This window comes from Streptomyces sp. NPDC016640, assembly GCF_043076215.1.
Taxonomy (GTDB): Bacteria; Actinomycetota; Actinomycetes; order Streptomycetales; family Streptomycetaceae; genus Streptomyces.
On record NZ_JBIBRG010000032.1, the window covers coordinates 1 to 13,294 of the forward strand.

General features: G+C 32.7%; 12 protein-coding genes. 7 read left to right on the forward strand and 5 right to left on the reverse strand.

Annotation, left to right across the window (positions count from 1 at the left end):
- Positions 1-393: 393 nt before the first annotated feature.
- Entirely contained in the window at positions 394-2,307 is a 1,914-nt protein-coding gene (gene mobQ / locus ACF07S_RS33155) for a MobQ family relaxase (protein WP_341082332.1), read from the forward strand.
- A gap of 787 nt (positions 2,308-3,094) precedes the next feature.
- On the opposite strand, the gene ACF07S_RS33160 is transcribed toward mobQ (ACF07S_RS33155), so the two are convergent.
- Positions 3,095-3,838 (reverse strand): hypothetical protein, encoded by a 744-nt coding sequence (locus ACF07S_RS33160; protein ID WP_341082325.1) that lies wholly within the window; start codon positions 3,836-3,838, stop codon positions 3,095-3,097.
- A 114-nt stretch (positions 3,839-3,952) separates the two neighbouring features.
- Between ACF07S_RS33160 and ACF07S_RS33165 the strand changes: the two genes are divergently transcribed.
- From ACF07S_RS33165 to ACF07S_RS33175, 3 genes are all read left to right on the forward strand, one after another.
- Positions 3,953-4,192, forward strand: a complete 240-nt coding sequence (locus ACF07S_RS33165; protein ID WP_341082326.1) for a hypothetical protein — start codon at positions 3,953-3,955, stop codon at positions 4,190-4,192.
- A 477-nt stretch (positions 4,193-4,669) separates the two neighbouring features.
- Positions 4,670-5,458: a hypothetical protein gene (locus ACF07S_RS33170; protein WP_341082328.1), complete on the forward strand. Its 789-nt coding sequence runs from the start codon at positions 4,670-4,672 to the stop codon at positions 5,456-5,458.
- A 203-nt stretch (positions 5,459-5,661) separates the two neighbouring features.
- Positions 5,662-6,684 (forward strand): DUF3231 family protein, encoded by a 1,023-nt coding sequence (locus ACF07S_RS33175; RefSeq protein ID WP_341082329.1) that lies wholly within the window; start codon positions 5,662-5,664, stop codon positions 6,682-6,684.
- A 422-nt stretch (positions 6,685-7,106) separates the two neighbouring features.
- On the opposite strand, the gene ACF07S_RS33180 is transcribed toward ACF07S_RS33175, so the two are convergent.
- Both ACF07S_RS33180 and ACF07S_RS33185 read right to left on the reverse strand, forming a co-directional pair.
- Positions 7,107-7,307 (reverse strand): hypothetical protein, encoded by a 201-nt coding sequence (locus ACF07S_RS33180; RefSeq protein WP_341082330.1) that lies wholly within the window; start codon positions 7,305-7,307, stop codon positions 7,107-7,109.
- Positions 7,308-7,680: 373 nt separating this feature from the next.
- Positions 7,681-7,977: a hypothetical protein gene (locus ACF07S_RS33185; protein WP_341082331.1), complete on the reverse strand. Its 297-nt coding sequence runs from the start codon at positions 7,975-7,977 to the stop codon at positions 7,681-7,683.
- A gap of 417 nt (positions 7,978-8,394) precedes the next feature.
- Here ACF07S_RS33185 and mobQ (ACF07S_RS33190) point away from each other — a divergent pair, with 417 nt between their 5' ends.
- The gene (gene mobQ / locus ACF07S_RS33190; protein ID WP_350623818.1) at positions 8,395-10,281 is read left to right on the forward strand and encodes a MobQ family relaxase; all 1,887 of its coding nucleotides are present in this window, start codon (positions 8,395-8,397) and stop codon (positions 10,279-10,281) included.
- A gap of 205 nt (positions 10,282-10,486) precedes the next feature.
- Entirely contained in the window at positions 10,487-10,909 is a 423-nt protein-coding gene (locus tag ACF07S_RS33195; RefSeq protein ID WP_350623821.1) for a hypothetical protein, read from the forward strand.
- Positions 10,910-11,243: 334 nt separating this feature from the next.
- Here ACF07S_RS33195 and ACF07S_RS33200 read toward each other — a convergent pair whose 3' ends face one another.
- Positions 11,244-12,062 carry a replication initiation protein gene (locus ACF07S_RS33200; protein WP_350623823.1) on the reverse strand — a complete coding sequence of 273 codons (819 nt, stop codon included), beginning with the start codon at positions 12,060-12,062 and terminating at the stop codon, positions 11,244-11,246.
- Positions 12,063-12,435: 373 nt separating this feature from the next.
- On the opposite strand from ACF07S_RS33200, the gene ACF07S_RS33205 reads away from it, so the two are divergent.
- Positions 12,436-12,675, forward strand: a complete 240-nt coding sequence (locus tag ACF07S_RS33205) for a hypothetical protein (protein WP_350623825.1) — start codon at positions 12,436-12,438, stop codon at positions 12,673-12,675.
- Positions 12,676-12,799: 124 nt separating this feature from the next.
- Here ACF07S_RS33205 and ACF07S_RS33210 read toward each other — a convergent pair whose 3' ends face one another.
- Positions 12,800-13,117, reverse strand: coding sequence for a hypothetical protein (locus tag ACF07S_RS33210; RefSeq protein WP_350623827.1), 318 nt, complete (start codon positions 13,115-13,117; stop codon positions 12,800-12,802).
- Positions 13,118-13,294 lie beyond the last annotated feature (177 nt).

Here is a 13,294-nt window from a genome sequence, read left to right on the forward strand (position 1 = left end):
TGTGGTATAATCACCCCAATGAACAAAGTGAAGAAGGGCGCACTTATACAAACTTCGTTTGTGTGCGGTTTGCGTTGCAAACAAAGAGCATATTCGCTTGGTGCGAATACAAAATCAAAACCCTCCATTCGCTAGTGGGCGAATGAGTATCCGCCATAATGCGGATACAAAAAAGGATTCGGAAGATTTTTATAAATACTCGTTGGCAATGTCAGCAATTGTTCAACTTGTCTTTATAATTTCTCCGAATTCATTTTTAAAAAATAAAAAAGGAGTAGATAGCCTTCTACTCCCTTTTTGGTGTGATACATGAATTTCAACAGTTGGCTTTAATATTTTGTTCCATTATGGAGTTTGTTATTCAATTTAAATTTAAAAAGGAGGTACAAGGATATGGCGATCTATCATTTCTCTGCTCAAATGATTTCCAGAGGAAAAGGGCAATCCGCAGTTGCGGCTGCTGCCTATCGTTCTGGTCAGCGTTTAGTCGATGAGCAAACAAATGAAAGTAAGTTTTACAAAAGAGAAGTGCAACCAGAAACCCATATTCTTGCCCCTGAAAAATCGCCAGTTTGGATTCAGAATCGTGAGATTCTTTGGAATGAAGTGGAACATTCCGAGAAAAGGAAGAACTCTCAATTAGCCAGAGAAATCAATGTAGCACTACCTAGAGAACTTTCTCAACAACAACAAACAGAATTAATCAAAGGGTACATCCAGGATCAATTTGTAGATAAAGGCATGGTTGCTGATATCGCTATCCATCGGGATGATGCCAACAATCCTCATGCTCACGTCATGCTGACAACACGAGAAATTTCAGAAGATGGATTTACTACGAAGAATCGTGATTGGAATAAAAAAGACCTGCTGGAGCAATGGAGAGAGCAGTGGTCCGAGTATGCAAACAAAGCATTAGAACAAGCACAAATCAACGAACGAATCACACATAAATCCCATGCAGATCGTGGACTTGAAATCTTACCTACTGTCCATATGGGGCATGTTGCTTCTGATATGGAGAAAAAGGGCATACAAACCGAACGAGGGGCTATTAATCGTGAAGTTCAAAAGCATAATGCGATTGTTTATGACCTTCAAAAGTATCGTCAAGAGAAGCAACAAAGAGAAGCAGCGTTAAAACTGCAGGAGCAAAAGAAGAAAGTAGAATTAACTCCTGAAGAACAAAAAATAGTTATCCTAGCTAAACAGATTATTGGTGATACACCAACTATGACAAGCATTGCTAGCTATAGAAAATCATTAGAAATACAGACCAAAAAACAAAAACAAGAAATAGAATCTATAAAGACACAAAATCATGTCGTTTCCGTAGCTGAACAAGCCGAAAAGCAACTTTCTCATTATGAAAAAACCTTAGAAGAATTAAAGGGAAAACTGGATAAGACAGGATTGTTTAAACGAAAAGAAAAAGAAATTTTACGCAATAAGATTACAGAAGTACAAGGTGAAATTCCAGAGCAAGAACAGCATTTGGCTCAATGCTTAAAAGAAGCTAATTTGGCTAAAGTGGAAGAGATTCCATTTGCTAAAAAGAATTTGAATAAACAACTGAAAGTAGCTACTCAAAAGCTTCAAGAAAACAATCTGACATCCATTGAACAGAAAATAGTTCTAAAGCAAACCGAAGAAATAATAAAGCAGCAAGTCATACGTAAAGTCATTTCTCACTATCCTGAACTTCAAAATGCCGAAAAATTCTTATCGTATGAGACTGCGCAAAAGCTAAATAACCTTAATAAAAAAGCTGAAAAGATTGTCGGTATAGATAGTATTAAATCCACTATTCGTGCTCGGAACAGACATATTGAAGAACATAAAAACTTTTTACAAAAGTTCCAAGTAGGTATTCAGCGAATCCAAAGGGTAGAAAAGTATTTTGATCAATTATTAGAGATTGAACAACGTTTGCAAAAAATTGATAGTAATCCCTTGTTAAAAGGAAAGGTACTTCATTCTGAAACAAATAAGAAAGCCTATGACGACCTTTTAAACATACAGAGTAAGTGCCAAGAATCTTTAAAAAAAGAAGGATTTCGAGATAAAGACCACTTTATTCATAATCGAGATAAGATTCTAAGTAATATGGACTTGAAAGATAAAACAATAAAAGAAATCGAAGATTTACAGTTAGGGAAGCATCAAGGTGGTTATGGAGCAAGCACAGAATTCTTGTCAGCCATCATCCGAGGCCTAGAACAGGCCCGAAACCAAACTCGAGGGGTAAATCCTAATGAGAAGCAAAAACAACGCTTAAAAGGGCAAAGAAATGAGTTGGAACGGTGATTAACACTGATAAAGAGAGTGAGCAATTCATACTTCTTTCATTTCAAACATATTATTGATCATGTAATACCTCCTTATTATGTAATCCTTAACAGAGACAACTGAGGGAGTTGTCTCTGTTTTGATTTTTGTTGTCAAACATGAAACTAACTAGCAATCCGCAGCAATTAAAAGAAAATGAAAGATCGCCGATATCATTATTGTTCCAAGTTTATATGTATTTCCCAAACCTAAAAAGACGGAATTTGCCCAAATATGGCCGAATTCCGTCTTTTGTTTTGTTGGTTGCTTGGGATAAGACGCATTATGTTAACTAACTAGCAAAATACTATCTAATTCTATTAAACACTTACAAAATAAGAATAAGAAAAAAATGTTATTATTAGTTATGATTTCCAACACAACGGGAGTAAAGTATCAACTAAGAAAAGGAGATGATTTCATGAAGCGAATTGATGTTGTTTTACTATTCGTGGTTGTAGTAATCTCGGTATTGCTGTTTCTTCTACTACTTCAAGGAAAATTGTCTAATGGCTATATAGTTCTAATAATATTAGGATTTGGATTAATTGTTGGATTCATTAGACGTTTTTTTTTTAACAACAGAAACTTGATTAGCAAAAAGAAAATTTAAAAAATTGAAGGATGGTTTTTATGGATATTTTAGGTATTATTCCTTTCGTTTTTTGGCTTATAGTTATCATAGGAGGAATATATTTACTTATAAAATTTCTCAAGAAAAAATAAAAAAGCCTAAGATCTTAGGCTTTTTTATTGGAATCAACTTTTAGAAAGAAATCCATCCACCAGTTTTCCAGTCTGACCGTGTAGAATCCACTTTATAGTATCTGTTTTTTCCATCTCCACGAGCATAAAAATCAACAGAGTCATTAATGAAACCTAAACTACCAGTTGAGTATACTGTCCATGAAGCTCTTCCATAGGCATCTCCACCACTTAAATAACCTTTTCCAATTCCTTTTTGCCATATCATAGAAGGATTTATGTTACTGTGGCTTCCGTAATTATCTAAAACTTTTGTAGCTGTTGAACCTGAATAGTTAAAAACAACTGTACTATATAATGTAGTTGTTTTAATACCTAAAACATACAGTTTATAGGTAGCAGTTACAGTTTTTTTCCCAGTCGCTAATACTCCTATTGAAGGGTTAGTATTTGTTTGTAGTTCTACAGGTACTTTATTTCCTTCTATGTTAATGTTTGATACGCCAGGATTAGCATTTGCTGTACCGATTAATTTCATATAATTATCTGGTTGTAATGCTAAAAGAAAAGTGTTTTGTTCTTCTTCACTTAAATTTTTAAATGCTTCTAATCCTTCTGCTGCGTAGTCATCTATTTTGCTTTCCTTTTCTAAATACTCAATATAATTAGCTGGTGATTCAATATACTTCAGTCCATCTTCAGTAGAGATACTTTCTGCATTAGCTGATTTTAAATCTAAACCAAAATTACTAATTAATAAAAATACAAGTGAACCTAACACAAAAACAATTCTTTTCATACTCATAGAAACAATCTTCCTTCCCCTTAATTTTTTATATCAATCCGAATAATTTCCAGATTAATAACATAGATAATAAAAAAATGGAAAAAAATAAGAATATTCTAGGGGGTATATATTGTGCAGGAGGAAGTAAAAGCTATTTTAATAGGTTTTGTTACTCTAATCGCTGCTTATTTGACTGTGTTTTCTTTATGGTTTTGTTTAGTTGCAATAATATTTGGAGTTATAGGATATAAACAGGCAAAAAAAATTAAAGAGAGAAAAAACAATTATATTTTTATGGGGAAAATATTAAATAGTATAGGGATTTTGTCTTCTATACTGCTATTTATGTATTATGTAACCGGTCCTATTTAATTTCGGTTTTAAAAAAGAAAATACCTCCTTTTATAGAAAAAAATTACATTTCATTTAAAATATGAACTTTTTATTTCGTATTAGGATAAAAAGAAAAAAAGCATAGGAGACGATCCTATGCTTTTTATTTTATTAATTTCAAATATAATCTAGTAAATTAGTATTGCTAGAATAGATTGATAGGTATAAAATTACAGATAACTAAATAGTCCGGATAATGAAAAAGAACTCCAACTGTTAAAGTGGTGTTGGTCGCACCCTTTAACCGTCTCCCTATTCTCGGTAGGGAAACACTTGTCGAAGTCCTTTGAACATATAACGTTAAGTATTATATACCAATCATTTTAGTGTATAAAACACGTTTATTCAAGGAAAAAAAGTTTCCTTTTTTCGATAACTTTTGATAAAAGACACTGTTTCCCATTGGTTTATGGGATAATAGTGTCTTTTTTTGTTCCGAAAAAGGAGAAATTGAACATGACAGTATTTGTGGAATCACACCAATTTAATCAAATGATATCTTACACACCATATGTAGAAACAAAAACAGAAAAGAAAAAAGTTAAGTACAGTTTATTAGAATCTATTCAAGAGTCCATAGGGGATAAATGGTACCGACTAAAAGAAGGAACAAGACAGGCTTTTGATATGGTCTGTTTCTTCAGTACGGAGTTAGGATTCTTTTATGCGAGTGACGAATACCTGGCAAAAAGGAACGGGATCAGTGACCGAACTATCCAATATCGCCTGAAAGAGCTAGTAGAACTGGGACAAGTTATAAAAGTATATCGACGTGCCAGAAAGTGTAACGGTCGGGGGAACCCAGTCTATCTATTTGTTAATCATCCTTACTTCCAATATTGGGTGAATTTATTAGGACTTGATAGGACTAATTTCCAAACAGATTGCGAAACAGAAAACAGCGAAAAGCCTTCTGGCAGTAGGGAAAAAGAAGGGGAAACTTTTTCTACCTATCTAGTACCTGAAAAACAAGAAAATAATATATATAAGCAAGCTAATAAAATAATTCAATATGTAACTAATAGAGTTACTGATTCCATAAAAAAAGGCACTAAAATCACATACATGTCCAGTTACGTAGATACATTGGTTACAAAATTAGAATGGCAAGCTCTTTATGCTGAAAATAATCGTCAAATTAAGGCTAAACAGCAAGCACATAACGAATCATATGAGAAGGTCAAAGGCATGTTAGGAAAAGAACCTGTTAAAAAGGTACCTTTCTACAATTGGTTAGAAAATTAAAATGCCATTTAAAACGTATTTCAAAGCGATTATATACACTTTGAGTTTATAATCCCAACTTCATTGAACTATGCCTGCTAACTTTACGTTTTGTATAAGTTTCTTTGAATAAGACACCCTAAAAAAAGGGGATTAGTAGCATTTTTTGTTTTTTCCTAAACCCTAAACAGAGCTTTTTATTAAGCCACTTAGGAGGGTTTCACATGAAAGGAAACCATGTAGATTTAACAGCTTCTGAAATAGCAATTCTTTGGACTGCCTATATGAATGACAGCATGAGTAAATGTATTTTAGGTTATATGCTAAAACATATAGAGGACAAAGAGATTAAACCAATTATTCAGTTTTCATATGATCTGTCAGCTAGTCATATAGAAAAACTCATCACTATATTTAAACATGAAAACTATATTATACCGAATGGGTTTTCTGAAGCAGATGTTAATATGAATGCACCGAGTTTATTTACAGATTTATTTTGTATAAGCTATGTCAATCATATGGCAAGAGCTGGATTATTAGCCTATGGTGGTTCTCTTGGCATGAGTATTAGAAAAGATATAAGGGATTATTTTATAGAGGGAATCTCTGAAACGACTAAATTATATGATAAAAGCACACAAGTAATGCTAAATAAAGGGATATTTTTAAGAGCACCCTATATACCTGTTCCAACTGAGACGGATTACATAGACAGTAAAAAGTATTTAGGTGGATTTAATCTATTAAGCGACAAGCGTCCTTTAAATGCAATTGAAATTTCTCACTTATATTTAAATATTCAAACCAATCATATAGGGATGAAAATTAGCCTTGCTTTTGCACAGACTTCGCCATTAAAAGAAGTTCAGGACTTTTTGTTAACTGGTAAAGAGATATCCAAAAAACATATGAAAATTTTTATGGATTCTTTGCTTGGTTGTGATATTGAAGCACCCATGTCACCCGATCATGGTATTTCTGATTCCACGACCCAAACGTTTTCAGACAAATTAATCATGTTCCATATGGCATTACTAAGTGCAAGTGGAACTGGTAACTATGCTACTGCAGCCGCAGCTAGTCAACGCAACGATCTAGCAACTAGTTATGAACGCCTATCCCTTGAAATTGCTACATTTGCAAAGTCGGGAGCCGACATTATGATAAAGAATAATTGGCTTGAACAACCACCAGGAACTAAGGATAAAACGAAGTTAGTGAAAAATAAACATGATGGTCATTAAATGTAAAGCCAACTTAAACCGAAGGGAGGTCATTTATTCAATCGAAGAAGTAAATGATTTAGGGGTATATTAATTTTGGGACACTTAACAAGAGTTGTTTTAAGCCTTATTTTAGCGATTTTATTTAAATTACTTATTTAACTACTCTTATTTAAAAAGCAACGCTTTAAAAAGTGATTATGAAGGTCTAGTGAGCATTAGAGAGGAATTTTATCTCTAAAAATGACCACTTTTTTTGTATTTGTATTTCCTTTAATCATCAGCTCAAAAAAACTCCGACTATTTAGCCGAAGTTCATACTCTACAGTAGGTTAATTAAATTTTATTAGTTTGGATTAACTTTATACAGGGGGATTTTATCTATTGCCTGCTTTTTAACAATCTTTTTGTATTCAAATCCTAATAACAAGTGCGGTTCATATCTAATTCTTTTTTTCAAATTCTTTTTTTTGCATTTTTATAATAAATAATGTTTGAAAAGTAGAGTAACCTAAACCTAGGATAGTCAAAACAATACCGCTGTATAGTCCGCGCTTTCTTGCTTTTTCTTGAATGTAGTGAGTGAAATAAGCATTAGAGATGGTGCAAAAAATCATGATACCAATGGTTAATAAAACACGCATATCAAATTTCTCCTTTCTGTAACTTTAGTTTTTCCTAAAAAGATTAAGCTATGAAGGAAAGATTTAAAGAGACTAGTCGCCAATAGTTCTTTAGAATAATGGTTGTTCTTTTGAATTGGATCATTCTGTTTTCTAATTTCAAAAAGCAAAAATTCTATCTTTTGAATGTGGTTACATATTATAATAAAAAAAGGCTACAGATACTTCAGATCTATAGCCTGACCAACTCTTTATAGGGTTGGCTCCCATACTAAAGTATGAAATGACCTCCTACGAATAAATCGAAGGAGGTCATTTTATTTTATTCAAAGAAACATCAACGTTGACCTATTGGTCATTATTTGACCCTGTGGTCAACACTAGTTTAAGAGAGTTACTTTTTATTTTCAATTCCTAATATCTCTCTAGCTAAATGTATATCCATTGCTTGAATTTGTTCTTTTCTTTCCAAGATGGCCTTTTGGAAAGAAGCGATTAGCTTGATTGCTTCTTCCTCCCCTTCTATCTTTAAATGCTTCTCCATTAATGCCCCAATTTGAATGAGTCTTTTTGTTCTAGATTTACGCTCTTTTTCCTTTAATTGATTCGCAAGCCTTTGCTTCTCAGCTTGCATCTTCTTAATCTTTTCATCCATATCTAGCAATCTCTCTTCTTCTGTCTTTCGAGCCATAGCCCTCACTCCCCTTATAACCTTGTTTCCTCCATTATAATCAAATTATAGCTATAACACTAGAATAACAAAGTAGTATCTTCACTCTGCATGTGGTATAATCACCCCAATGAACAAAGTGAAGAAGGGCGCACTTATACAAACTTCGTTTGTGTGCGGTTTGCGTTGCAAACAAAGAGCATATTCGCTTGTTGCGAATATAAAAATTAAAATCCTTCATTCGCTGATGTGCGAATGAGTATCCGTCTTGTGACGAATACAAAAACTCATCGTAAGAGATTAATTATTTCTCATTGGCAAAATGCCATTTCGTCTAATTAATTTCTTACGATTCCATAATAAAAATTCTCCCACCTTACGGTACGATCATTTTTATTACGGCTACTACAAAATCTTTTGAAAAGGAGGTTCAAGCATATGGCAATCTATCACTTCTCAGCACAAATGATTTCCAGAGGAAAAGGACAATCAGCAATTGCGTCAGCTGCCTATCGTTCTGGTCAGCGTTTAGTTGATGAACAAACTAATGAAAGTAAATTTTACAAAAGAGAAGTGAAGCCGGAAACCCATATTCTTGCTCCTGAAAATTCCCCTGTTTGGGTTAAAAATCGTGAGATTCTTTGGAATGAAATTGAACGTTCTGAGAAAAGAAAGAACTCTCAATTAGCCAGAGAAATAAATATTGCTTTACCTAAAGAACTTTCCAATCAACAACAAACTGAATTAATCAAAGGCTACATCCAAGACCAATTTGTAGATAAAGGCATGGTTGCTGATATCGCTATTCATAGAGATGACTCCAACAATCCTCACGCTCACATAATGTTAACAACACGAGAAATTTCAGAAGAAGGCTTTACTACAAAGAATCGTGATTGGAACAAAAAAGAACTGCTGGAGCAGTGGAGAGAACAATGGTCAGAATACGCAAATAAAGCATTAGAACAATCAAACATCAAAGAACGAATTACACATAAATCTCACGCTGAACGTGGACTTGAAATCTTACCTACGGTTCATATGGGGCATGTCGCTTCTGATATGGAGAAAAAGGGGATGAAAACTGAGCGAGGTAATATTAATCGTGAAGTACAAAAGCATAATGCTATTGTTTATGACTTACAAAGATACCGCCAAGAGAAGCAACAAATAGAAGCAGAGTTAAAACAACAGGAGCAAAAGAAGTCTGTAGAATTAACTACTGAAGAACAAAAAAATGTGGAGGCAGCCAAACAAATTATTGGCGAAATTCCAACGGTAGCAACAATTGCCAACTATAGAAAATCATTAGAAGTACAGACCGAACAACAAAGAAAAGCACTAGAATCTTTAAAGACAAAAAATCACATAGTTTCTATTGCAGAACAAGCAGAAAAACAGCTTTCTCATTATGAAAAAACATTAGAAGAATTAAAGGGAAAACTTGATAAAGTAGGATTTTTCCAACGTAAGGAAAAAGAAAATTTGCGTGCTAGTATCAACACTTTACAAGATAAAATCATCAGCCAGCATGACCACTTAAATACATGTTTAAAAGAAGCTGGTTTATCTGCACGTGAAGAGATCCAGTTAGCTAAAAAGCAATTAAGTAAACAAATTGATACGTCTACTCGAACTTTAAACGGGAGCATCTTAAAATCTGTAGACCAAAAACAAATACTAAACCAGACAGAAGAAATACTAAAGCAAAAGCTAATTCGTAAAGTAGCTATCCAATATCCTGAATTGAAAACAGCAGGACAATATTTGGATTACAAGACAGCATCTAAATTGAACCGACTAAATGAGAAACAAGGAAAAACTATATCGCTCGACAACATAAAACATACTTTAGAACAAAGACAGCATAAAATTGAATTAAATCGAGAAGGTATTCAAAACTATAATCTGGCTGTTCGGAATGCTCAAAATGCAGAAAGTTATTTTAATCATCTTACTGAACTAGAAAAACGAATTGAACGAATCGAATCGAATCCTTACTTAAAAGGAAAAATTCTGTTTTCCAAGGAAGAACAACAAGCTTATCAGAAAGATTTACAAAAACGAGAACAGTTAACTCAAGCTATTCGAACCATCGGTTATGAAGATCGGGAGCATTTGGAACAACATAAAAGAGAAATAGAGAAAGTTGCTCCAGCACTTGAAAAAGTTCAACAAGAAACGCAAAGCCTAAGCCAAAGCAATGACTTTCTTTCAGCCATCCTAGAAGGGGTAGAACAAGCCCAAAAGCAGGAACACAAAGTAAATGCTAAGCAAAAACCAAAGCAACGCTTAAAAGGGCAAAACATTGGGTTAGAAAGGTAATCATGCTATATTCAAAAAAGCTACAGATGTGACAGCATCTGTAGCTAGCCTACTCTTTTAAGAATTGGCTCTATATTTTATAGATCAGTGAAATGACCTCCAAACAGCGCCAAGCCGTAGGGAGGTCATTTTTTATTTCTTATAGAGATTTGTTTATAAAAACAGATAATCAATCAAATAATACAAAAAAGGAGTTGAATACAAAATGAAGAAAATGATTACTGCAATGATATTATTAGTTGTTTTAGTAATGGGAATAAGCACAAATTCAATTCAAGCTAAGGAACCAGCAAAAGAATCATGGAGCAAATATCCTGATAACTCTAGTGAAAAGTTTGCTAGTCCAAATTCTTTTTATAGCTCAATAGACCAAAAACAATATACTGAATACAAGAACGCTAAAATTAACATTAGAGAAAAAGTCTCTTTTAAAGATGTGAACAAGGTGTTGTCAAAAGTAGATGAGTTTATTGGTGAAAATCGAGTTTCAGGTGATGGTTTTCATCCTAATAGACAAGTATATGTTTATTTAACAGTATCTGAAAATGGTAAAGATATAAAAAATATAATTGTTGATGCTGAAACAAAAAAAGTTCTTTTTAAATCCGAACCTTTAATAAAACGATAAAAAGGTTGCCTTTGGGTAGCCTTTTATTTCATTTTCCACTGCATTTCATACTTTGCAAAGACCTGGATTAGATCATCCACTAGTTTTTCATTTTCCTCCCCAGACAAAGGCTTTTTTGCGTAATCCCTTTTGTATTCAAATCCTACATACCAAGTGCGGTTCATATCAAATTCCCCATTTATGATTTTTTTTGAATCATCAAATTCCATAACTATCAACTCCCCCTTTAAAGTGTATACAAAGCCCGTAGAAGGCCGTTATCCATTTAACACCTTTAAATGCGTTATTTTAAAAAAGGGCTCAATATAACCCCTTTAAAACGTTCTCAATGCTATTAGTAAGGAGTATCATCATCATTATCTTTATTTTTCTTATCTAATGTTCTTTCAATTAATCTTTGAGATATAATTTTTTGTGTTTCAGACTTGGATTTAATATTAAATACAACTTCGAAAACACTTCTTCCCTTTTTAATCGTATCGTATGTAATCGTAATGTCAGTTAATTTATTGATTTCTTTAATAGCTTGTTCTATCACAAAACGCTTGAAATCAACCCATCTAGGTAATGTATCATCATCTAGATTTAGGACTTTCCTTAATTCATCCACTTCATAAATAATCCCTTGGACATTTTCGTAAGACTTTAATATTTCATAGAGCCTAATACTATATTGGCTTTTCATAGTCATTACATATAAGTAATTATATTTAGTGAAAAATTGCTTCAACTGCAACAAATGAGGCTTTAAATCTTTATCCAATTTAATATCAATTATGTCTTTCTTATGGTCTATAACTACTTTGTCGATCCACCTCATTAACACTTCCGTACCATCTTCTTGTTCCATCCAAAAACTTTTGTCGCTTATCTTTTTCAGGGAACTTTTAATAATCGAATAGTTTTTCCCACTTCTATCGCTGATTTGGCAAATTTTACAGTAATCCTTAATTGAAAAACGATACGTTTTAAAATCATCATCTTTTGGCTCAATCATTTGGATTACGTGCAATATCAATTTTTGTTCAACCAATGTTAAATCAAAACGAGTTTTTTGAATTAGATGATTAGATTTAACAACGGGGAAATTACGTGTTTCCATTTCTTTTAATTTTGGTACTCTATCAGATAATTTTTCTAATCTCCTTGCCATTTCTTTATTCCTTTCATAACTCTTGATATAACTATCATATTTAAAAGTGAGTTAAAAAACAAGTTTTTCTAAAAAACTCACTTTAAGTGCACCAAAACTCACTTTAAGTGCACCAAAACTCACTTTTAAGTGCACCAAAACTCACTTTAAGTGCACCAAAACTCACTTTTAAATTTTTGAGACTTACAGCCCCAAGGGTTTCAAGCTCCTATAAATAAGTAAAAAGGTTTTAAAAATCTTTAAAAAATAACTATATTATTAAAAGTTAAAATTATGTCCCTTAATTTTTTATATCAATCCGAATATTTCTTCAAATTAATAACATATATAATAAAAAATGGAAAAACAAAGAATGTTTAGGGAGGTATATATTGTGCAGGAGGAAGTAAAAGCTATTTTAATAGGTTTTGTTGCTCTGATCTCTGCTTATTTGACTGTATTTTCTTTATGGTTTTGTTTAGTTGCAATAATATTAGGAGTTATAGGATATAAACAAGCAAAAAAAATTAAAGAGAGAAAAAACAATTATATTTTTATGGGGAAAATCTTAAATAGTATAGGCATTTTGTCTTCTATATTATTATTTATGTATTATGTAACTGGTCCCATTTAATTTCGATTTTAAAGAAGAAAATACATCCTTTTATAAATAGAGTTAGATAAAGATACCGATTTTGATAAATTTCAAAATCGGTATCTTTTATCTAACCTAGAGTAGAAACACAATAAAATATGGATTAAGATTCTTTTGAACTCTGGACTTGAATCCCTAGTATATTTCTAGCTTGATTAATGTCCATGGCATTTACTCTATCTTTATTTTCCAAAATAGATTTTTGGAAAGAAGCAATCAACTTAATAGTTTCTTCTTCTCCTGTTATTCCTAAATGTTTTTCTAATAATCCACCCATTCTAATTAGCTTTTGTGTTCTTGCCTTTCTTTCCTTTTGTTTTAATTGGTTAGCAAGCCTTTGCTTCTCGGCTTGCATCTTCTTAATTTTTTCATCCATCTCTAATAGTCTTTCTTCTTCTGTCTTTCGAGCCAAAGCTCTCACTCCCCTACCGCCTTGTTTTTCTCTATTATAATCAAACTATCGCAGAAACACTAGAATTACATAATAGTATCTTCACTCTGCCTGTGGTATAATCACCCCAATGAACAAAGTGAAGAAGGGCGCACTTATACAAACTTCGTTTGTGTGCGGTTTGCGTTGCAAACAAAGAGCATATTC